The 19,338-nt window shown below is 50.1% G+C and carries 18 protein-coding genes; 8 read left to right on the top strand and 10 right to left on the bottom strand.

Features of this window, described 5'->3' with window-relative positions; all coding sequences use genetic code 11:
- Positions 1 to 20 precede the first annotated feature (20 nt).
- Positions 21 to 821 carry a class III extradiol ring-cleavage dioxygenase gene (locus MET42_RS0114095; RefSeq protein WP_019883757.1) on the top strand — a complete coding sequence of 267 codons (801 nt, stop codon included), beginning with the start codon at positions 21 to 23 and terminating at the stop codon, positions 819 to 821.
- On the opposite strand, the gene MET42_RS0114090 is transcribed toward MET42_RS0114095, so the two are convergent.
- Together MET42_RS0114090 and MET42_RS0114085 are read right to left on the bottom strand one after the other, a co-directional pair.
- A complete protein-coding gene (locus MET42_RS0114090) occupies positions 813 to 2,171 on the bottom strand; it encodes a sigma-54 dependent transcriptional regulator (RefSeq protein WP_019883755.1) in 1,359 nt (452 codons plus the stop codon). The genes MET42_RS0114095 and MET42_RS0114090 overlap by 9 nt on opposite strands.
- Positions 2,172 to 2,173: 2 nt before the next feature.
- Positions 2,174 to 3,802 (bottom strand): sensor histidine kinase, encoded by a 1,629-nt coding sequence (locus tag MET42_RS0114085; protein WP_019883754.1) that lies wholly within the window; start codon positions 3,800 to 3,802, stop codon positions 2,174 to 2,176.
- A gap of 94 nt (positions 3,803 to 3,896) precedes the next feature.
- Between MET42_RS0114085 and MET42_RS0114080 the strand changes: the two genes are divergently transcribed.
- Both MET42_RS0114080 and MET42_RS0114075 read left to right on the top strand, forming a co-directional pair.
- Positions 3,897 to 4,919 (top strand): hypothetical protein, encoded by a 1,023-nt coding sequence (locus tag MET42_RS0114080; RefSeq protein WP_019883753.1) that lies wholly within the window; start codon positions 3,897 to 3,899, stop codon positions 4,917 to 4,919.
- Positions 4,919 to 5,404 carry a hypothetical protein gene (locus tag MET42_RS0114075; protein ID WP_019883752.1) on the top strand — a complete coding sequence of 162 codons (486 nt, stop codon included), beginning with the start codon at positions 4,919 to 4,921 and terminating at the stop codon, positions 5,402 to 5,404. Before MET42_RS0114080 ends, MET42_RS0114075 begins: the two co-directional genes overlap by 1 nt.
- Here the strand turns inward: MET42_RS0114075 and MET42_RS0114070 are convergent.
- Genes MET42_RS0114070 through cptA form a run of 3 tightly spaced genes read right to left on the bottom strand, consistent with a single transcriptional unit; the run spans position 5,401 to position 9,445 of the window.
- Positions 5,401 to 7,080: a phosphoethanolamine transferase gene (locus MET42_RS0114070; protein ID WP_019883751.1), complete on the bottom strand. Its 1,680-nt coding sequence runs from the start codon at positions 7,078 to 7,080 to the stop codon at positions 5,401 to 5,403. The two genes, MET42_RS0114075 and MET42_RS0114070, sit on opposite strands and share 4 nt — an antisense overlap.
- Positions 7,077 to 7,772, bottom strand: a complete 696-nt coding sequence (locus MET42_RS0114065; protein ID WP_019883750.1) for a phosphatase PAP2 family protein — start codon at positions 7,770 to 7,772, stop codon at positions 7,077 to 7,079. The genes MET42_RS0114070 and MET42_RS0114065 overlap by 4 nt, the downstream gene beginning before the upstream one ends.
- Complete coding sequence (cptA, locus tag MET42_RS0114060) at positions 7,742 to 9,445, bottom strand: phosphoethanolamine transferase CptA (RefSeq protein ID WP_019883749.1); 1,704 nt, start codon at positions 9,443 to 9,445, stop codon at positions 7,742 to 7,744. Before cptA ends, MET42_RS0114065 begins: the two co-directional genes overlap by 31 nt.
- 434 nt (positions 9,446 to 9,879) lie before the next feature.
- Between cptA and MET42_RS0114055 the strand changes: the two genes are divergently transcribed.
- The 4 genes from MET42_RS0114055 to MET42_RS0114040 are packed head-to-tail and all read left to right on the top strand — an operon-like array spanning position 9,880 to position 13,425.
- Positions 9,880 to 10,434 carry a thermostable hemolysin gene (locus MET42_RS0114055; RefSeq protein WP_232411637.1) on the top strand — a complete coding sequence of 185 codons (555 nt, stop codon included), beginning with the start codon at positions 9,880 to 9,882 and terminating at the stop codon, positions 10,432 to 10,434.
- Positions 10,435 to 10,446: 12 nt separating this feature from the next.
- A complete protein-coding gene (locus MET42_RS0114050; protein ID WP_019883747.1) occupies positions 10,447 to 11,937 on the top strand; it encodes an AMP-binding protein in 1,491 nt (496 codons plus the stop codon).
- Entirely contained in the window at positions 11,938 to 12,624 is a 687-nt protein-coding gene (locus tag MET42_RS0114045) for a TenA family transcriptional regulator (protein ID WP_019883746.1), read from the top strand.
- Positions 12,625 to 12,633: 9 nt separating this feature from the next.
- Entirely contained in the window at positions 12,634 to 13,425 is a 792-nt protein-coding gene (locus tag MET42_RS0114040; RefSeq protein WP_019883745.1) for an SDR family oxidoreductase, read from the top strand.
- On the opposite strand, the gene MET42_RS0114035 is transcribed toward MET42_RS0114040, so the two are convergent.
- The 5 genes from MET42_RS0114035 to MET42_RS0114015 form a co-directional block, all read right to left on the bottom strand.
- Entirely contained in the window at positions 13,420 to 13,938 is a 519-nt protein-coding gene (locus MET42_RS0114035; protein WP_019883743.1) for a M23 family metallopeptidase, read from the bottom strand. The two genes, MET42_RS0114040 and MET42_RS0114035, sit on opposite strands and share 6 nt — an antisense overlap.
- A 42-nt stretch (positions 13,939 to 13,980) precedes the next feature.
- Complete coding sequence (creD, locus tag MET42_RS0114030) at positions 13,981 to 15,309, bottom strand: cell envelope integrity protein CreD (protein ID WP_029512464.1); 1,329 nt, start codon at positions 15,307 to 15,309, stop codon at positions 13,981 to 13,983.
- A gap of 95 nt (positions 15,310 to 15,404) precedes the next feature.
- On the bottom strand, positions 15,405 to 16,844 hold the full coding sequence (creC, locus tag MET42_RS0114025) for a two-component system sensor histidine kinase CreC (protein WP_019883741.1): 1,440 nt from the start codon (positions 16,842 to 16,844) through the stop codon (positions 15,405 to 15,407).
- Positions 16,845 to 16,853: 9 nt separating this feature from the next.
- Positions 16,854 to 17,537 carry a two-component system response regulator CreB gene (gene creB, locus MET42_RS0114020; RefSeq protein WP_019883740.1) on the bottom strand — a complete coding sequence of 228 codons (684 nt, stop codon included), beginning with the start codon at positions 17,535 to 17,537 and terminating at the stop codon, positions 16,854 to 16,856.
- A gap of 120 nt (positions 17,538 to 17,657) precedes the next feature.
- On the bottom strand, positions 17,658 to 18,587 hold the full coding sequence (locus tag MET42_RS0114015) for a quinoprotein relay system zinc metallohydrolase 2 (RefSeq protein WP_051089057.1): 930 nt from the start codon (positions 18,585 to 18,587) through the stop codon (positions 17,658 to 17,660).
- Between the two features lie 91 nt (positions 18,588 to 18,678).
- On the opposite strand from MET42_RS0114015, the gene MET42_RS0114010 reads away from it, so the two are divergent.
- On the top strand, positions 18,679 to 19,275 hold the full coding sequence (locus MET42_RS0114010) for a cytochrome b (RefSeq protein ID WP_019883737.1): 597 nt from the start codon (positions 18,679 to 18,681) through the stop codon (positions 19,273 to 19,275).
- The last annotated feature ends 63 nt before the right edge of the window (positions 19,276 to 19,338 follow it).

The following is a 19,338-nucleotide window of genomic DNA, read 5'->3' as shown; positions in this document are numbered from 1 at the left end:
TATAGGCGGAGTGTATTCATATGACGACCTTGTTTGTGTCACATGGTGCACCAACGCTGGCGATCGAACCGGGTAAGACCGGCGAGATGCTGGCCGAGGTGGCCACCGCTTTGCCCAGGCCGGATGCCATCCTGGTCGTCTCTGCCCACTGGGATACGCGCGTACCGACAGTCAGCCTGGCGAACCAGCCGGAAACCATTCATGATTTTGCCGGCTTTCCGCCAGCGTTGTATACAAAGCAATACCCGGCACCGGGCGCACCAGCATTGGCACAACAGGTAGCAGCATTGTTGCAAGCACAGGATATTGCGGTGCAAGCGCATCCACAGCGTGGGCTGGATCATGGGGCGTGGGTGCCGCTGATGCTGATGTACCCGGAGGCAGATATCCCAGTGACGCAGTTGTCGATCCAAAGTCGCAGCACGCCAACTGAACAGTTTGCGCTGGGCAGGGCGTTGCAGGGCCTGCATGAGCAAAACGTGCTGATTCTGGCCTCAGGCGCCATTACGCATAATTTGTCAGATTTTTTTACGGCTGACAGGGATGCCGCTCCTTTGCCGTATGTGTTGCCTTTTGCCGGCTGGATGGCTGAACGTATTCAAACGCAACAATGGCAACACATGTTCAATTACCGTGTTGAGTGTCCGCAAGGGATGCAAGCGCATCCGAGTGAAGACCACTTGATGCCATTGTTTGTCGCGGCGGGCAGCGCCATTGGTGAGGCCATACGTTTTACCCCGGAAAACACTTACGGTATTTTGGCCATGGATGCTTACCTTTGGGCGACTAACGGGGTCGGTATCAATAAGCCGCTAGCGTAAACTGTATTGGTTTAATTTGTTCCAAAGTGAGCGCTCGCTGATCTCTAATAGCTTGGCTGCCTTGGTTTTGTTGCCCTGACAATCATCAAGGGCTTGCAGGATCAAGCGACGTTCAATTGCCTCCGTCGCACGTGGAATAGACAGGTCATGACTGTCAGCGGCCAATGGACTGGACTCCGTGTTTACCGGTATCAGCTGTTGAGCAATATCGGCGGGCAAGTGTTGCTGTTGTATCGTCTGGTTGCCAGCCAGAATCGCGGCGCGTTCCAGAATATTTTCCAGTTCGCGTACATTGCCTGGCCATTGATATTGCTGCAAGCTCAAGCGCGCACTTTCGCTAAGCTGGCTTTGGCGTTTGCCCAGAAAGTAGTCAGCCAGCAGGCTGACATCTTCGCCACGCTCACGTAGCGGCGGAATCTGCAGTTGAATCACATTCAGACGGTAATAGACATCTTCGCGTAGCTTGCCCTCTTTGACCGCTTGCAAGGGGTCACGGTTGGTGGCGGCGACGACGCGCACGTCCAGCGCAATCTGCCGGTTACCCCCTAGTTTTTCGACGATATTTTCCTGCAGCACGCGCAAAAGTTTGGACTGCAACTGGATAGGCATCTCGGTGATTTCATCCAGGAACAGGGTGCCGCCATTGGCGAGCTCGAATTTACCGACCCGCTCTTTCACTGCGCCGGTAAATGCGCCTTTCTCGTGCCCGAACAATTCAGACTCCAGAATATCGACCGGGATCGCCGCACAGTTCACCGCGACGAATAATTCTGATTTGCGCGGGGAGGCGTCGTGCAATGCCTTGGCCACCAGTTCTTTACCGGTGCCAGTTTCACCAACAATAAATACCGTCGCCCGTTCTGGCGCCACTTGCTGAATCATCTGCTTGAGCGATTGCATGGGTGCACTATTGCCAATGAGGCCGGTGACAGGCGGTTGGCTGCTTTCCTTTAGAAACGTGTTTTCGATCTGGATACGATTCACCGCCAGCGCTTTCTGAATAGCGATTTCCAGTGTTTCGAGTTCAAACGGTCGCAGAATATAATCGCTGGCGCCCAGCTTCATGGCTTCGACAGCCGTTTTGATTTCACCTTGCGCCGTCACCATGATAAATGGCAGTCGTTCATATTGTTTGCGGATGGCGCTCAGCAATTGCAAACCACTCATGCCAGGCATGTGCAGGTCGCTCACCACCAGGTCAATTTGCTGTTGCTGTATGAGTTCCAGCGCTTCGCGGCCATTGCCCGCAGACAGCGCGCGGTAGCCCGCCTGGCGCAGGCTGATTTCCAGCAGTCTGCGCATATGCGGTTCGTCATCGACAGCCAAAATAGTGTGTTGCGGGGTGGACATGGTTATGCAGTCGCTAACGGAAGTGATAAGTTAAATTGGGCCCCTTGCCAGGGGCTGGTGCTATAGCTGATTGTACCATCGTGCGCTTCGATGATTTGCTTCACCACGGCTAGCCCGAGGCCAACCCCGCCAGCGCGTTGGGTAAAAAAGGCTTCAAATAAATGCCCTTGCTGTGCAGGCGGGACACCAGGGCCATCATCGGCGACCGCAATATGGGCACATTTTGCATCTGCTGATAGTTGCAGCTGAATGTTTCCACCGTCCGGCAAAATCTGAATCGCATTCATGAGCAAGTTGACCAGCACTTGTGTCATCTGGTCCTGGTCTGCCTCAATGATGACCGGCTGCGCGGCTTGTAGTGTGAGGGTAATTTGCTTTGCCTGCGCCGGTTTTTGTAGCATGGCGACGACATGCTGCAAGTGCGCTTGCAGGTCCAGCGGGATTTTATTCGGCAGCCGCGGGCGGGCAGCGTCAATCAGCGCACTGACCAGTTTATTCAGGCGTTCGGTTTCTGAAATAATAAACCCGAGTACCTCGCGACCATCTTCACTCAGTTGCGCTTCCCTAAGCAGCACATCAGCCGACGAGCGCATGATGCCCAGCGGAGTCCTCACTTCATGGCTCATGGCAGCGGCCATTTCTCCTACCACGGCTAATTTGGCAGCGCGGGTCAGTTGCTGCTCTGACTCCGCTAGGTCTGCAGCCATTTTGGTATAAGTCTGATGAAGGGCCTGCACTTCGGCCGGACCACTGAGTGGGGGAATCACCACATTGGGTTGCCGCAACTGCTTTACGAAACGGATAAGATCTTCGAGTGGCTGTGTAATCCGTTTGGCTATCGGCCTGACCAGAATCAGTGAGAAAAACAGGATGGTCACTAATAGCGTCAAGAAAATAAGTCCCAGCCGATGTACGGGTGCGACGGCAACATCATGTTCTTTATTGAGTTTTATCGCCCAGCCATGGATAGGTAATGTACTTTGTATCGGCACGTGGGTATGCAGGCCAAGCCGTTGTTGTGTCCAGTTCTTGGATTGGGCCAAGAAGCGTTGATTTTCGTCCATGAGTGCCAGTGTCGTCGCATGTTGGGCGGCATGGTCCAGCAAGTCCTGTATCACTGACCAGCTAAATGTGGCAATAAGATGGCCGATCGGTTGTCGTGTGATATTGGAAAAAACCGGCGTAGATATCATCAGTTGATCATTCTGCAAATGGTAGATGGTGATGGGGTGGCCGTCATCTGTGAACGAAAACCAGACCGGTGGGCTGAAAAGCGGCTGGCTGATGCGTTGCGGGTTGCTGGATGAGATGATGGTTGATTGCAGGTCCACCACGTCAATGGATACATATTGTGCAGCATAACTTTTACGTGTTTCTGCCAGAAAAATAGACAGGCGCTTGTCGATGTCGCCAATTTGCATATCTTGCATGATGGCCAGCTGGCTCCAGCTGCGCACGTTTTGCACGCGTTCAAACAGCACCCTGTCAATGTGCTCGCCAACGGCTTTACCTGTGGTTTGCAGGTCATGTTTGATCTCTGTGCGTAAGGCCGTGCGAGCCTGGTAGAAACTCAGCACACTGACCAGCAGCGCGGGCAGTAGCCCGGCCAGCAAAAATGCGATCAGTAGCATTTTTCGTATGGTGAGAGGTGCGTGTTCAGGCATGGAGTATGAGAAAATAACGACTTAATTATAGGCGTTGTACTAGCTTAATCGGAAAGTGCTTATGTTCACTATTTTATTGCGCTGTGCAGTCAGTGTAATCAGCCTCTGCTTGATGTGCAAGCCGGTGTTTGCGGAGGAGGAGTCTTCGCTCTGGGAGGGCTTCCGCATAGGCGGCTACACCAGCGTTGATTTGCATGTTCCACGTACAGAGCCAACCCGGCTGAACTGGAATGAGTTAAGCATGATCGTGACGTGGGACAAAAATACGCGTATCAAGTTTTTCGGGGAGTTGGACCTGGAAAATGTTGCCAGTTATACCCATGCACAAGGCCTTGATTTCCGGGAAGCCTATATCAACCCGGAGCGCTTATATTTTGACGTGAATTTGCATGAAAAAGCGAATTTACGGATTGGTCGCTTTTTAACGCCATTGGGCCGCTGGAATCAGCTGCATGCCTCACCACTGGTGTGGACAGCGAGCCGGCCATTAGCAACAACTGAATTGTTTCCGAGCTTCACCAGTGGTTTGCAATTATTCGGTAATCTGCCTTTTAAGGAGCGTTCGTTAGACTATCAGGTCTATACGGCGATGATGAATTCACAACCAGAAAGCCGCGGTGAAACACAATATAAAGACGCACATGGCGCTCGTATTGCTATCAATAATATTCTTAACCTGAGCGATGAAAACGCCGGATTGAATACCGTAGGCTTGAATGTTTCCAGCTATCGGGATGAAAAACCCAACGGACTCAGGTATCGCCTGGTGGGGTTGGATTTTTTATTGGAGTTTGATCGCTGGGAGTTGAGTGGCGAAACCTATACGCGCAAAGCCGAGCATGGTCAAAATGGAGGTAGCGGTTCATATTTACAAAGTGCGTTTTTAATCAAGAATGATTGGTACTGGATTACCCGCCTGGAAAGTTTGCATCAACCAGACTCCCGGGATGCTGAGCGTTGGGTGCTTGGTGTCACGAAGCGGCTGAAACCCAACCAGCTGCTGAAATTTGAAATCGTGGGCGGTAGTGGCGAATATGAAGACGTGCCGCGCGGATTTGCGACTTCATTTGCGATGATGTATTGATGCGTTTAAACGTGCTTAAGTACTGGATTGTGTTGGCTGGTTGCCTGCCCTCATTCGTGATGGCAGAAGAGCCTGTGATCGCGGTGATTGTATCGGCGCAAGCGGCTTATAGTGTGCCCGTGACGGTCAATGATCTTGCCCCAATTTATTGGCGTAAGAAACTATATGGTAATCAGGGGCGGCCATTGCATCCAGCTAATTTATCGACGGAGCACCCCTTGCGTCTGCGTTTCTCGCAGCAGGTATTGCATAGTAGCCCCAAGGCGCAACTTGGTTACTGGAATGGGCTTTACTTCCAGGGTATTCAACCGCCCTATACTGTGGAGTCACAAGAAGCCATGATTCGCTATGTGGCTTACACGGAAAGCGCCATTGGCTATATCGAGGCTTGTAAATTGGACGAACGTGTACGTGCTTTAGTGTGGCTCACCGCTAATAAGATACAGAGTGAGCCACCAGTTTTACACTGTGATACTGGTAATTAGTGCGCGTTAACTGGTTTGGGGAGTAGGTGTTTGCGCTGCTCTTCCTGTAACTCCCTGTTTTGCCCCAACCAGCCAAATTCGGCATGGCAGACTTCAGACTTTAATTCATAGGCCGTCAGCAGTGTACAAAACACATCGTCATGGCTGAGTGGATAGTTCGCATATTGGGAAATTTGCGGCAATTGATAGTCAAAGTGCTGGCCTACCCACACAATCGCTGGCACATGTGTCTGTTCTTGCGGGGCGATCATGTACGGCGCGGCGTGCAGGTAGATACCATGTTCACCGAGCGACTCGCCATGGTCTGAGACATACAGCATGGCTGTTTCACGGTGGCTATCATATTTCTTCAGAAACTGAATCACTTCCGACAAGAAGTAGTCGGTATACAAAATAGCGTTGTCATATGAGTTGTCAATTTCCTGTTGCGAGCACTCTGACAAACGACCGGTTTTGCAAATCGGCGTGAATTTTTTGAATTCATCCGGATAGCGACGATAGTATTCCGGACCATGGTTGCCCATCTGGTGCAAGACGATCAGGATGTCATGGTCTTTGTTTTTTTCAACAAACTTGTCCAGTCCGCTCAGCATGCCAATATCGCGGCATTCATTGTCGTCACACGCCGGATTGTGTGCCGGGGACTTGAAATCTTCATAAGGGACACGTAGGGCGACACCCTTGGAATCAGAGTTGTTATCTCGCCACAATACCTTGATACCTTGGCGGCTGAGTACATCCAGTGCATTTTCCATATGCAAAGCCTTTTCTTCATCGTAATGCTTTCTGCTCAGCATTGAAAACATGCATGGGACAGACACGCCGGTCGATGTGCCACAAGACGTTACTTGTTTGAAACTCACCACATTTTCTTTCGCCAACCTTGGGTTGGTATTGCGGGGATAACCATTCAATGAAAAGCGATCAAAACGCGCGGTTTCGCCAACCACCATGATAATCAGTTCATGGTGCTGGCCTTGTTCAACATTGCGCACATCTAATGCCGTTTTTTGTAAGCCGGTGATGTGGTGCGTGAACAGTTTTTGAGAAGTCCACTTAATCAGCGAGTAGTGAAAAAAAGTCGGGTTTGCATACATACGCACCATTTTATGCTCACGAATAAAGGTCGCGTAATCTGCAGAACATGGCATGATCACCAGTACCATGCCCAGCATCAGCAGGCTAATTTGTTTCAGCCTGACGCTGATGGCATCACGCTGGAAAAAGCGGTCCGGCGTTTTCTTGATCAATATCAATGCGGGAATCACACCCAGCAATAACATTTTGATCACGAAGCCCCATGACAACAGCCCCATCACTTCGCGCGTGTCAGTTTTGGCCGCATTGTCCAGCATGATATGGTCAATAATCACGCCAAACTCATCCATGTAGAAGGCCGCCCATGCCGCAGAAACCATGACCGCAGATAACACCCATCGTGCTGACTTCCCGTGACTTAAGAGCATTAACCACAGCGTAATACTAAAGGTAAAAAACAGGCCGATGCTGACGATAAATCCTGCGTTATGCGCGTTCCATGGATAAATGTTGAGCAGGTGCTCAAATAAGGCATGGTTGCTGGTGAGCATCAGCCAGAGACTGACGCCCCAGATCAGGCAAATTTGTGGGGTAAATAAAGCACGCGAAATACGCGCGAGTGCTGAAGAAAGACTCATGAACGACGACTCTTGGAAAAAGTGAATACCATTAATAACCAGCCGCACATTAACCAAAGCGAGGTCAGTGTGTGCGACAAAAAGTGGGCACCCCTTAATTGTTGTGCCCAGCCTAACATAAACCCAACAGTCAGCCCGGCAATGGCTACCAGTAATGCCTTGCGCGGGGCCTGCGGCAACCACAGCAAGCAGAGAGCTGACAACCATACGCCACTGGTGGCATGCCCGGCCGGAAAGCAATGGCCTGCCTGCATGGCAGGGTGGCTACTGAATGTAGGTACCCAGGGTGAGGCACCACCGTAGCGTGCAATGTCCCATGGACAAGCATGAGGCATTTGATGCTTGAGGCACGAAATCACGACTGCGTTCACTAAGGCGAGCACGGTGATCCAGCGCAATGCGTATATCGTGGATGCTGAAAAGTGCACAGGCAATTTTTCAGATGGCACATAAGCCAGCAGCAATAGCAATATCCAAAAGATGGTCAATATGGTTTTGGCATAGGAATGCATGACCGTTTCCAGCAAGACATTGTGTTTGAGTGTAAATGCATGCTGATTGACATCGAAGGCGCTGTCTGCAAACCGGATATCCAGTGACGTGCTATTTGCCAGCCACACAATGATGACCGCTGCGCACAGCCATAGCCACCACAGCCTGATTAATGTTCTGCCAGAGACCCAGGGTTCCATAAAGCTAACTTGTTTGCGTTAAATTGTTGTGTGCCTGGCAAAGGTTTCAATTTGCCAATAAAAGGATCACCGACCAGAATGTTGTCTTGCAAGAAGGCCGTATTGACCAGGCTTTCATCGGCCTTGAAGCCATCGAATGAAAGGCCAACCATGTCGGCAAACGTGTAAATAAAATCTGCGTTGTCATACTGGCGATGGCCTTGTATTCCGGCAAATACCGTATTGCGGTTAAACCAGTCGGTGGAGTGCCAGACCATGAAAGGAATGCTGTACATGGGCAGTGTAGGCGTGGCCTCATTCCTACCTTGAAAGTTGTAGGGTGCACTGTCATACACATCTTCCCCGTGATCCGAGAAGTAGACTAGCAGGCTATGCTGACGCTTGGCTTTCAGGGTTGAAATTAACTGCGACAATATCCAGTCGTTGTAGCGGACTGCATTGTCATAACTGTTAATCTGATCCACCTGCTTGTCATCCATATGAGGGTTAGGCAGGCCCTGGTTAGACTTGAATATTGCAAAGGTTTTTGGGTAGCGATGGTCATACTTCATATGCGTACCTAGCAGATGCACCACGATCAATTTCTTCTGATGCGGATCCTCCAGGCTTTTGGCAAATGGGGTAAGTACCTTATCATCAAAACTGAACGCATTTTGCTGGCGTTCATTATTGAGAAAGTATTGCCGATCTGCCTGCTTGGCGAAGGTGGTCAGCATGGTGTTGCGACCGGTTAAACTTTGCTGGTTGGTGATCCAGATCGTGAAATACCCCGCCTGCTTCATCATGGCAATCAATGACGGTTTATTTTTATAGTCGTCGGGATGCAGCTGGTCTGCAAATGTCAGGACTTGTTGCAAGCTTTCAATGGTGTTCGGCCGTGGTGAATAAACGTTGTCAAACAACACCAGCTCATCTTTGATTTTGCTAAGCTCGGGATTGGTATCTCTCGGGTAGCCATAAAGGCTCATGTGCAAGCGGGATGTCGATTCGCCAATGACCAGTACCAGCGTGGTTTGCTCTGGTTTGGCTTGTTCGCTAAGGTTTTTTAATGGCGGTATCTTACGCAGGCTCAGGAGAATATTCTCGACTTCAGCCAGTTGCTTTTGATAGTTGACGTAACCTAATATCAACTGAAATGGCGCCGTTGCACCAAAGTGTCGGTCTATGCTTTTCGAGGCGAGATGCCAATGCCCATGGAGGGCGTGCTTTACCGGGGATGTCAGGGCCAGCATGATGGCAATGATTGAATAGCTCAGTGCTTTGGTGCGACTGAGCTGGGCTGGTTGCAAGGTGCGCCAGATTTGATAGGGCACCAACAGATACACCAGAAAAACAGCAGCAAACCACCACACAAAGTAATTCTTGAGATACTCCTGTGATTCTGTCTGGTTAGACTCAAACAAAATCATCATTAAACTTTGTGTGAGCTCCTGGCGATAGACCAGAAAATAGGCCAGCCCTGGTAAAGCCAGGCAGGCAATGCCTATTCCAATGAAGGCGCTCAGCGAGCGCATCTGGACAGGTTTCCACCACAAAGGAATCAGCCACAAGGTTGTGATCAGCGCTGCATCTTTAAATCCCTCACCGGTGACGGCGCCAGATATCCATAATAGCAATGGAGTGAGGCCGCTCAATATCAGGAATAGGCCGTAGGCTTTTAAAAATTGATACATAACTTTCTGGGCTCTTAGTTTATAAAACGGCGACGTTTTGAAAATATGGACGGAGCAATGCAATTCATATGCCGTTTCTATAGTGATCGAGAGTTGTGTTAACTAACTATTTGAATACAATGGTGAAATTATTTTTATGATAGGCTGGGCAAGCATTGTGAAGAGCCGCTTCGACAACACATTATGCAAAAAATGCAGGCTTCATTATGTTGAGGGCGTAAGGTCTCTGCAAAAAATGCAGAGATGCACGCTTGTTTTTTATCTAAGTGAATGATTTTAATGAGAAATATATTTGGCATGCTGTTTGCAATTAGCTTGACAAGATTGTTGTCAGTGAAAGAAATGGCATGCTGCATTCAGAGTCAAATACACCGTTTTACCATGCATCATCTGCTTATGAATTGAGGAACTTTGCCCAAGCGAAAAGGTATCAAGTGAATGAGATTACAGGTCATTTGGTTGAGCGGGGTGCACCATGCCGCCAGGAGGTGGAAGCCTTTATTGCGGCGGTATTTAAGCAGGTGTACGGCGCGCGGGTGAGTCACTTTATGCCACAACTGGTGGCCTTGCGTGATGCCAACGGCGTTTTAATGGCCGCGTTTGGCTTGCGTAATGCGGCACAAGCGCGTTTGTTTCTGGAGCAATATCTGGATGAGCCGATTGAGCAACTGATGTCGCGCCAACTCGGCAGAAATATACGCCGCGAAGAAATTACCTGCATAGGCAATCTGGCGGTGGCGAATCCGCGCAATGCCGGTGTGCTGATTGCGCATGTGATTCAACATAGTTTAAGCATGAATTTGCCGTGGGGCGTGGCGACCGCGCATCATAGCCTGCAAAATGGCCTGATTAAAGGCGGTGTCGATTTGTTTCCGTTGGCCATGGCGAACCCTGAACGCTTGAGCGCAGAGGAGCGCGCAAAATGGGGCAGTTATTACAAGCATACACCGCAGATTGTGGCGATTCGTGGCGTGGCTGATCCTTTATAGGCGCCAACCATCATGATATTGCAACAGATTTATGCCCAGGCAACACAAAATCCGAACCGGATTGCACTGGAAGGGCCATCTGCGCAACTGACTTACAGTGAACTAGCGGCTGAGATTACGCGTGTGTCTGGCGACTTGCGGGCCGTGACCAACCAGGCCTGTGTGGCATTGGCGCTGGATAATAGTCCGGCCTGGATTGTATTGGATTTAGCAGTGTTGGCTGCTGGCTGGAGCAACGTGCCACTGCCGGCGTTCTTTTCTGCGACACAAAAACAACATGCGATTAAGGATGCTGGTGTTAGCCTGATCTTGACTGATATGCCAGCTTCCTGGCAGCAACTATACCCTGACAGTGTTGTGGTCGCTGAATGGCAGGTGGCAGGTAAAGCGGTGACAGTCTTGCGTATTCATGCCCATGATCGCGCCGCCGCTGCCGATAAAATCACCTATACCTCCGGTACAACGGGTGCGCCTAAAGGGGTTTGCCTGTCTGCACACACGATGGGGCAGGTCGCCAGTTCTATTGCCAGTCTGATCGTGCCGGGCGCAGCTGATCGCCATTTCTGCGTGTTGCCGCTGGCCACGTTGCTGGAAAACGTGGCGGGCGTCTATGCCAGCCTGATTTCTGGCGCAACGGTGGTGGTATATCCGTGCCACGCAGTTGGCTTTACTGGTAGTCAGTTCGATATCAGCCGCTTGTATCAAGGCCTGCAAGATAGTCGGGCGACGACTGCGATCCTGATTCCTGAGTTGCTGCGTGCGCTGGTGATGTATGTGCAAGCAGGCCAGGCGCCACTGGCATCATTGCGTTTTGTCGCAGTCGGTGGCGCCAAGGTGGTGCCGGCGTTGATCCTACAGGCCCACGCGCTAAGATTGCCGGTGTTTGAGGGCTATGGCTTGTCAGAGTGTGCGTCGGTTGTTGCACTCAATACGCCACAATCACACAAGCCAGGCAGCATAGGCAAGCCCTTGCCGCATGTGCAGCTACGGGTGGATCTGACAGGCGAGCTTTGGGTGAAAGGCGCTTTGTATGATGGATACACTCAGCCCGAGGGTGGTATTGCTGCGCCAGTGCTGGACGAAGAAGGTTATCTGGCCACTGGCGATCTGGCTTATCAGGATGCTGAGGGTTATGTGTATCTATCAGGCCGCAAAAAGAATATGTTTATTACCTCATTTGGGCGCAATGTTTCGCCTGAGTGGGTGGAGAGCACATTAATACACCAGCCAGCATTGCAGCAGGTGTGTGTATTTGGAGAAGCGAGGCCGTTTAATGTGGCGATTGTGGTGCCACAGCCGCCGTTTACCACAGAACAGGTGGCGCAGGCGATTGCAGAGGCGAATCAACAGCTGCCTGATTATGCACAGGTGGGAGATGTGGTGTTTGCTCACCAGCCATTTAGCCCGCATAACGGACAACTCACGGCTAATGGCCGTTTAAAACGCGATGCGATTGCCGCTGCTTATGTGGCTGAAATCCATGCGATTTACGAAGGAATTTAAATGACTTTTTATCAGCAATTATTAAGCGCGACCGAGCAGGAGCGTAACACCTTGATGACGTTGCCGCTGATTGTGCAAGGTGCGCAAGGTAATATCACTCTGGACATCTACCGTGCATTCCTCACCCAGGCTTATCACCATGTCAAACATACGACCCCATTGCTCATGGCCTGTGGTGGCCGACTTAGTGGAGAATACGAGTGGTTGCGTACCGCGATTGGCGAATATATCGAAGAAGAAATGGGCCATCAGGAGTGGGTGCTCAATGATATTGCTGCTTGCGGCGGTGATAAAGAGTCTGTGCGCCATAGCGCGACGGCTGCCGATGCCGCCAGTCATGAAACAGAGATGATGGTGGCTTATGCTTATGACATGATCAATCGCGTGAATCCCTTAGGCTTCTTTGGCATGGTGTTGGTGCTGGAAGGCACCAGCACCGCCGTGGCCACCCAAGCCGGTGAAAAAATCATGCAGGCCCTCAATCTGCCGAAAAAAGCCTTTAGCTACCTGCTTTCACATGGCTCGCTAGATCTCAGCCACGTGACCTTTTATGAGGGGCTGATGAACCAGGTGACCAGGCCTGAGGATCAGCAAATCATTATTCATGCGGCGAAACGCTTTTACCGCTTGTATGGTGATATTTTTAAGCATGTGGCTGCCAGTCAACCGCTGGTGGCAGCAGCTTAGGAGCCCGTGATGGAATTACGTAACCTGCATGTGGTGTTGACTGGCGCAACCGGCGGCTTGGGTGCCACGCTTTCCCTCGCACTTGCTGCGCAAGGTGCTGTCGTCGGACTGGTCGGACGGGATCCGGTCAAGTTGCATGCGCTGCAAAAAAGAGTCGCGGCGCAGGGTGGCAAGTCACATATTATTGTCACCGATCTGGCTCAACCCAATATGGCCAGTCAGGTATTAAAACAGTCTTTGCGCGAGATGGGGCATGTGGATTTGCTGATTAACAATGCCGGTATTATTGAGTTCACCGAGTTTGCAGAGCAAACCGAGGTGAGCATCGATAATATGGTGCATACCAATGTCACGGCCACCCTGGTTTTAAGCCGTGAATTTGTGGCCTACTTTTTGCAACGTGGCCGAGGCCATTTGGCGTTCGTCGGCTCTATTTTTGGCTCGCTGGGCTTCCCACATTTTGCCACCTATTGTGCGAGTAAATTTGCCATTCATGGGTTTAGTCAGGCATTACGACGGGAATTGGTGGACACCAATATTGGCATCACTTACATTGCACCGCGCGCCATTGCCACCCCCATGAATGATGACCGCACCAACGCCATGTGGCAGGCCTCTGGCCAGGCTGTTGATAGCCCGCAAGACGTAGCAGATAAAATTGTGCAGGCATTGCAGAAAGATAAGCAGGAGCTGTTTATCGGCCAACCGCAAAGCTTGTTTGCCTGGCTGAATGGACTGGCCCCCAGGCTGGTGAATATGGGCCTCAAACGACAGGTCGCGCTGGCGAAGAAGTATTTATAAATGTGATTGCTCTGAAGTGAGCAATAGGTGCGGGTTCATGTAGAACATTCTTTTCCATCCTTGCTTTTCCAATGTGATCTCTGCCGGGTTGGGCATGAGCCTGAGAATGCTGTAATGCAGATGGGGAGCCTTGCCTCTGGCGTTACCGCTATTACCTACCGTGCCGATCAGGCTTTTCTGCGTGACCAGGGTCAATGGCTGCGTTGCCACCGACTCTAAATGTGCGTAGTAGTGAATACGTCCTTTGGGCGAAAGGATTGCGACGACATTTCCGCCTCTTTCAATGTTTCCTGTGAATATGACTAATCCGTTACTTGCTGAAAGCACAGGGGTTTTCTTGCGGGCAAAAATATCTATACCTTTGTGTACACCCGACTTTCCCCAAGGGGCAAACCAGTAACTGTCTTGGTTCCAGTCTTTAGCTGTCGCCGCTTGCACCGGAATGACCGTGTTTTCGGGCATCATGCTTGCCAATACTGTGCAAATGATCAATCCGTAAAAAATCTTTTTCATCGCTTGCCTCATAATGCGGGCGGCAAGTGCCGCCCTGAAGTTTTATGGATGACTAAGTGCGTACCAGTTCACTTTTCTGGTCACTATCATGGTGAAGGTCAATAGGCTGAATACCAGCAAGGAGCCCATGAGCAATGCATTGTCTTCGGAAATCAGAATGCCATATAAGGTGCCATACAACAGGCTCAGCTTGCAGGAAAATACGATGCCATAGCGCCTGTTCTGCAGGATGTTCGCCAGATAGTAACCAATCAGGCCGATGCAGGCTGCGCTGGCAATCAGATAGGCATAGCTAAAACCAATATGCTCTGCCAAAGAAATCAGCAATAAATAAAATATTGCCATGGCTAAGCCAACCAATGTGTATTGTGCGGGGTGAATGCGCAGTTGTTTCATCACCTCAAAGATAAAAAAGCCCGCAAAGGTTAGCCCTATAAACAATAAACCATATTTTGTGGCCCGATCTGACAGGCTGTAGATGTTGACTGGTTCAACAAAGCCGACTGTGATCGCTTCGAGGGGCAGGTTCGCAGATGTGCGGTTTAAACTGGAGAGCAGTCTTTCCTGAATATTGCTGGCGAGTGATGAGACCTCCCATTGGGCATCGAAGCCTTTGTCACTAATACGTTGGCTGTTAGCATCAGGTAAAAAGTTACCGTCAAAATGTGGGTGTTGCCAGCTGGAGTGTAAGCGCACGCTATTCTTGTCTGCCAGCGGGATCAGATTAAATTGCTGCATCCCTCGCAGGTGTAGATTCAGCTTGAACGATACCAAGCCTTGTTCTGGTTGCAAGTGGCCCAGGTCCGCATGGATGCCTGCACCCAGCAAAGGTAATTGCGTGCCTTGTTTCAGGCCTAATGTTTGGGTGCCCCAATGCAATACCGGTTGACCATCTATACCCCGTGTGTCACTGAGCCCAATCACAAGTGAGGCCTCACCAAAACGGATGCTGCCGTTTGTATGCTGAGCTTGCACCTTGATTTGATTTAAATTGAAGCCGCCCGCAATATCCCCATTAAAGCGATACATGAGGGCTTTGAAAATGCCGCGTTGTTTATAGTTGTGCGCAAAGTCGCCCGTGACCGTCAGTGTACTTGGCAGCAGGTAGAGATGCCCCTCATCCTTACGTTCAACTATCTTGCTATCCTTATCTCTGCCTACCGTTTCGGTGTAGTGTTCGGTATAGGGAATCACCAATATGGGGCCGGTAAATGTTTGTGCCTCGGTGGAGGATTTTGCGATATTGCTTTCTACGTTAGCTTGCCTGGTCTGGCGTTCGAGAATCAGGTCATTCACATAGCCCAAGGCCAGCGACATCAGCAATATCAGCGCCAATATGCCAAGGGATTTATATAAAAATGGTTTTTGCATTGCAAACTCCTCAATGAAAGAGTTTGCAGCATAAAACTGGCAGGTGAAGCCTTGTTGTGTTGAATGTGAGGCGAGTGTGAAGTGCGCTTGAGTATTTAGCCCGGCCAGCACAAACTGGCAATTGCCCCATTGGGATGTACATTGGTAATGGATACATCGCCATGATGCAAAGCCATGATTTGCTGCACAAAGTTTAGGCCAAGCCCCGTGCTTTTTTGGCCGGCATGTGGTGTATTGGCCGGCCTAGGTAAAGAGTAGAATTTGTCTTTGATTTTATCCAGGGCGTATAGCGGGATCCCGCTGCCCTCGTCTTGAATGCTTAACTGGATGCTAATGTCAGTCTTGCATAATACGATATGAATGTGGCTGTTGTTTGCACTGAAATCCAGCGCATTTTCCAGCAAGTTACTGATGGCCTGACCACAGAGGAAAGCATCTCCTGCTATGGATAAGGAGGTGTCTAGGGTTGTTAGCAGCTGGATATTTCGCTGTGTGGCGCGGTCTTGAATGAGCCGGAGTTGTTGTTCTACCAAGTCAGACAAGGCAATGTGTACGGGGTGTACCAATACTTGTTGTTGTTCCAGCGCGGCCAGTCCCAGTATGTTTTGTATCATATGTTGCAAGCGCTTGGTCTGTATCTTGATGCTGTTTAGAAAGTGTGTCCGGTCTTGCTCGGGCATTTCCGGGGTAATCAGTTCGGTCGCCGCTTGTATGGCCGTCATCGGGCTTTTTAACTCATGGGTGAGTTGGTGTATGGCCTCCTGAATATGCTGATGGCCATCCAGTTCATCGCGCATGGTTTTCATGGCTTGTGCCAGCTCTGCCAATTCGTCGTTGCTTGAATCTGGCGCGACGGCTTTATGGCCTTGCGTGACCGCTATGGCGTAATCTCTTAAGCGGTGAATGGCGCGAGTGAAGCGCCATGTAAATAAAATACCCAAGCATAAAGAGAGCGCTAGCAACAGTATGCCCCAGCGCATGATCTTTGCCTGGGCATGCAGGATAAATGGTTGCATGGTGCTATTAGGTTTCGCCACCGTCAGCACGCCGATCATTTGATCATTGTCCATGACCGGCGCCGCGACATACATCACTGTCTCGCCGTCTGGTCTGGTTGGGTCTACGGGGGTGGTTCTTGCACCATATCGGCTTTTCAATGTCAGGTAGACATCATTCCAGCGGGAATAGTCTTGCCCGACTGCCTGATGATCAGAATCAAATACAACCATGCCGGTGCTGTCGGTGATATATACTCGATAATCTGCAGATCGTTTGGGCACTCCCCAAATGTTGGCTGTCCCCGACTTGTGCTGATAGTCATGCAAGCTACGCGCAAATTGACCGTTTTGGATGCTGCCTTGCTTCAGGTCATCTTTGGCCAGTTCGGCCAATAAATTGGCGGTATCCACCAAGGTGTCCTCCATTGCTTGACGTACACCAGGTTTGACTTCGTCTACAAATACCGCTAATACAAACCATGCGGCAAGCCCCACCAGTAAAAAGTATCCCAGGAAAATTTTAAGGCTGATTTTCATGCAGTCAGATTATGGGAGCAAGCTGTAACCCATACCTCTATGCGTCACAATTAACGTTGTTGCCGGTAGTTGATGTGCGAGTGAAACTTCGCGTAGTTTGCTGCGCAAGGTTTTTACATGCGTATCGACAGTACGCTCCATGGAGTCTTCTGCCGATTGCCAAACGGTATCCATCAGGCTGGCACGCGAAAATACACGATGCGGTTGCAATATCAGTGTTTTGAGTAACAAAAATTCATAACGGGTGAGCGGCAACAGCTGTTGCTGATAATAGATACGACTGGCATGTTCATCCAGTTGAAATCCTGTGGCAGCGTGGTCAATTTCAGGATGTAAGCGTCGTTGAATAGCCTTGATTCTGGCGACAATTTCCCTGGGACTGAACGGTTTGGTGACATAGTCATCAGCACCTATTTCCAGTCCTAAAACTCTGTCTACTTCGTGATTGCGTGCTGTCAGAAATAAAACCGGTGTATTACAAAAGCGCCGCAGTTGTTTGCAAACATCAAATCCGGTCATATCAGGCAACCCGATATCCAGAATAATCATGTCGAACGATTGTTTTTTTAGCACATCCAATGCTTGTTGGCCGAGGACGACGTGGTGGGCCTGCATTTGCTCAGCTTGACAAGCATAGATGATGGTTTCGGCAATCGAGGGTTCATCCTCGATGATGAGAACGGAGAGAGACATGGCTGCATTGTAGAACAGAATGATCTACAGATACCAGTCAGCGGTATGGCTGATCTAGGTGGAGCATCACTGGCTCGCTGTTGTCGACAACCGTGCACAATGAACAGCAAAGCTAAGTGCCTATTCCCACTCCAGCTGCGGATAGATCACATTCACATTGCGTCGGTTGGCAATATCGAACAATTGCCATTTGTCGTGTTCAGAGGCTGCTGCGGAGTCCATAGTTTGTTCCATGCTGATGCCCTTTTTGATGCTGTGACGGACGTCAGTCAGCAGCAAGTTGAGGTAGCGTAACTCATTGCCAATAATGGTTGGCTGATCTGCGCTTTCCAGGCCATGCCCAGGGACTATGAGTGCATAATGTGACTGGTTCATACGTTCAAGTGCCGTAATCAGGCCTTTGATATCCCCTTCAACGACAGGGGTGCGTTGCGCGAATAGCAAGTCGCCGGTAAACAAGGTGTTGGTTTTGCTGTCGAGTATGGTTAAGTCGGTATGCGTGTGCGCAACCGTTTGTGCCTGTAGCTGCAATGTGCGCCCGCCCAGATCCAGCGTTAATTGATCATGCACGGCAGTATCCGGCGTGACAGTGGTGCTGGCTTTGCCTGCCTCACCCAGCAGGCGGGCATTGAGTTTTTCGTATTGCTCTTTGCGTAACAGCATGGTGTTAGCCAGCTTGTCATGGCCGACAAAATGCGTTGTGCCATTTTGGAAAGCGGCATTGCCATACGTATGGTCGGGGTGCCCATGGGTATTGATGACATAACGTATCGGCAGCGGACTGATCGTTTTGATGGCTTGCAGTAATTGTTCACCTGTATGCTTGCTGCCACCGCTATCAATCACAGCAATGGCATCGCGACCAATCACGACCCCCAGGTTACAAATGTCACCCTGGTAGCCGTCGTCAATATCCAGATGTTTGCCGTGATGAACATAGATGCCGTCAGCAATCTGCTTCAGTTCAAAGTCGTCAGCCCATGCCTGGCTACATAACGTTACAAATGCGCACATAAGACTGACGCAAAACCAGTTGATTTTTGATAACATGCTGACTGAACCCATGAATGTTTCATGCATCATAATCAATTCATTCATCATTACAAAGTAACTGTCGTCACAAGTCTTTCAAGGAGAACACATGAGTTCAACGCAACGGTATACCAAGGTTGCCATTATTTTGCATTGGCTGATTGCGCTGGCTATCATTGCCATGTTTGCGCTGGGCTGGTACATGGGTGGGTTGCCTAAAGATGGTCCTAAGCAAACCGCTTTTGATCTGTTTGACTTCGGCATCTACACTTGGCAAATGGATGAGCCTGCCAGCGCCAGAACCTTATATTTTAACCTGCATAAATCGTTGGGTTTTAGCTTGTTTTGGCTGATCTTGTTCCGTGTTTACTGGCGGATTAGCCATACACCACCTGCCATGCTGGCTAGCTACTCTGCGTTAGAGCGCAAAGTGGCTACAGGTGCGCATCACCTGTTGTACCTGCTGATGGTGGCGATGCCGTTGAGCGGTGTGTTAATGACGCTTTACAGCAAATTTGGCTTGAAATGGTTTGGGTTGGCGGTGTTTGGCGGCCTGGATAATGCTGATTTGCGCGATGCCTTCAAAGAGTCACATGAATTGTTTGCCGACATCTTGCTGGCGGTATTTATTGTGCATGTACTCGGTGCACTCAAACATCGTTTTGTGGATAAAGATGAGACCTTATCTCGTATGTCTTTAAAGTAGTCAGTTATTCCGCATATAAAAAAACCGCCAGCTAATGATTGGCGGTTTTTTTATTGGCCCCTA

Source organism: Methylophilus sp. 42, from assembly GCF_000384155.1.
Taxonomy (GTDB): Bacteria; Pseudomonadota; Gammaproteobacteria; order Burkholderiales; family Methylophilaceae; genus Methylophilus.
Note: the sequence above shows the minus strand (reverse complement) of the source record. Positions and strands in the feature narration are given on the sequence as shown.

Coding starts and splice junctions, on each gene's coding strand:
- MET42_RS0114035 (WP_019883743.1), bottom strand. CDS start 13,938: ATGAAAAAGATTTTTTACGGATTGATCATTTGCACAGTATTGGCAAGC.
- MET42_RS0114090 (WP_019883755.1), bottom strand. CDS start 2,171: ATGTCCACCCCGCAACACACTATTTTGGCTGTCGATGACGAACCGCAT.
- creD (WP_029512464.1), bottom strand. CDS start 15,309: ATGCAAAAACCATTTTTATATAAATCCCTTGGCATATTGGCGCTGATA.
- cptA (WP_019883749.1), bottom strand. CDS start 9,445: ATGTATCAATTTTTAAAAGCCTACGGCCTATTCCTGATATTGAGCGGC.
- MET42_RS0114040 (WP_019883745.1), top strand. CDS start 12,634: ATGGAATTACGTAACCTGCATGTGGTGTTGACTGGCGCAACCGGCGGC.
- MET42_RS0114095 (WP_019883757.1), top strand. CDS start 21: ATGACGACCTTGTTTGTGTCACATGGTGCACCAACGCTGGCGATCGAA.
- MET42_RS0114045 (WP_019883746.1), top strand. CDS start 11,938: ATGACTTTTTATCAGCAATTATTAAGCGCGACCGAGCAGGAGCGTAAC.
- MET42_RS0114075 (WP_019883752.1), top strand. CDS start 4,919: ATGCGTTTAAACGTGCTTAAGTACTGGATTGTGTTGGCTGGTTGCCTG.
- creB (WP_019883740.1), bottom strand. CDS start 17,537: ATGTCTCTCTCCGTTCTCATCATCGAGGATGAACCCTCGATTGCCGAA.
- creC (WP_019883741.1), bottom strand. CDS start 16,844: ATGAAAATCAGCCTTAAAATTTTCCTGGGATACTTTTTACTGGTGGGG.
- MET42_RS0114015 (WP_051089057.1), bottom strand. CDS start 18,587: ATGTTATCAAAAATCAACTGGTTTTGCGTCAGTCTTATGTGCGCATTT.
- MET42_RS0114080 (WP_019883753.1), top strand. CDS start 3,897: ATGTTCACTATTTTATTGCGCTGTGCAGTCAGTGTAATCAGCCTCTGC.
- MET42_RS0114065 (WP_019883750.1), bottom strand. CDS start 7,772: ATGGAACCCTGGGTCTCTGGCAGAACATTAATCAGGCTGTGGTGGCTA.
- MET42_RS0114085 (WP_019883754.1), bottom strand. CDS start 3,802: ATGCTACTGATCGCATTTTTGCTGGCCGGGCTACTGCCCGCGCTGCTG.
- MET42_RS0114010 (WP_019883737.1), top strand. CDS start 18,679: ATGAGTTCAACGCAACGGTATACCAAGGTTGCCATTATTTTGCATTGG.
- MET42_RS0114050 (WP_019883747.1), top strand. CDS start 10,447: ATGATATTGCAACAGATTTATGCCCAGGCAACACAAAATCCGAACCGG.
- MET42_RS0114070 (WP_019883751.1), bottom strand. CDS start 7,080: ATGAGTCTTTCTTCAGCACTCGCGCGTATTTCGCGTGCTTTATTTACC.